We start from the raw sequence: 859 nt of genomic DNA, 5'->3' as shown, positions 1-859 counted from the left end.
CGAACTGTACGGCGACGCTGATCGATACTCGAAGCGCCGATAGCACGCCTGATGCGCCTGCCTATGCACTCACCAGCGGCCACTGCATCAGTCGGCAGAACGGTCTGATCATTACTGATGGAGAGATCGAAGGCAGCGTCCAGTTCAATTTTTCACTGACAGCGTGGCACGCAGCTATTCATTGAAACGCGTCAGCTGGAGCAGCATGCAGGGCGTGGATCTGGCGATTGTCGAATTGCAGCCAACGCTCGAAACGCTGATCGACGATGGCATCCAGCCGCTTGCGCTTGCCATAGAACTGCAGCTGGCGGGACCGACGCCCGAGCCACAGGTGGTTATTGGGAAAAACCGGTTAGGCGCATTATCGGTCAGTTGGTCGTACGAACATCGCCCGATCGACCATTACACGGTCAAGGTGGGCCCGCCAGACACTGCTGCCGTTGAAGATCTGCACTTACGCCCATGACATCAATGGACAGCCTTCCAATGTACGCGAAGACACCCTTCCCGCAGCAGGTTGAGCGATTACTGATAGCGCGTCTTGACCGCGTCGACCCAACCCTCGGCACGCATCTGGTCGAGGGCTTTCTGCAGGCGAGCCACAACGTCGTCAGGCGTGCTCTTGTTGACTGCCAGGTAAAGTTCGGCGCTGTTGAAACGCAGCGCGGTCTTGAACCCCGTGACCCCTTCCAGTTTCGCCAGATAGCGGCCAACCGGATCGCCCACGGCCCACAGATCGATCTGACCATTGTCGAGCTTTTTCACGTTGTCCCGGTCACGCAGCATCAAAATCGGGTTAAGGCCCATCGCGTTCAGACGCTCGCCGATGGCGTCGCCTTTATAGGCACCAATCCTGTAG

1 protein-coding gene and 1 pseudogene are annotated in these 859 nt (G+C 57.9%); one reads left to right on the top strand and one right to left on the bottom strand.

The features are described 5' to 3' along the window. Positions 1-521: pseudogene (locus ALO43_RS30255) on the top strand (hypothetical protein); the annotation flags it as partial. Positions 522-525: 4 nt separating this feature from the next. Here ALO43_RS30255 and ALO43_RS16955 read toward each other — a convergent pair. Further along, on the bottom strand, positions 526-859 hold a 334-nt coding region (locus ALO43_RS16955), incomplete at its 5' end, for a substrate-binding periplasmic protein (protein WP_157062325.1).

Origin of the sequence: Pseudomonas tremae, assembly GCF_001401155.1 — a bacterium.
Classification (GTDB): Bacteria; Pseudomonadota; Gammaproteobacteria; order Pseudomonadales; family Pseudomonadaceae; genus Aquipseudomonas; species Aquipseudomonas tremae.
Note: the sequence above shows the minus strand (reverse complement) of the source record. Positions and strands in the feature narration are given on the sequence as shown.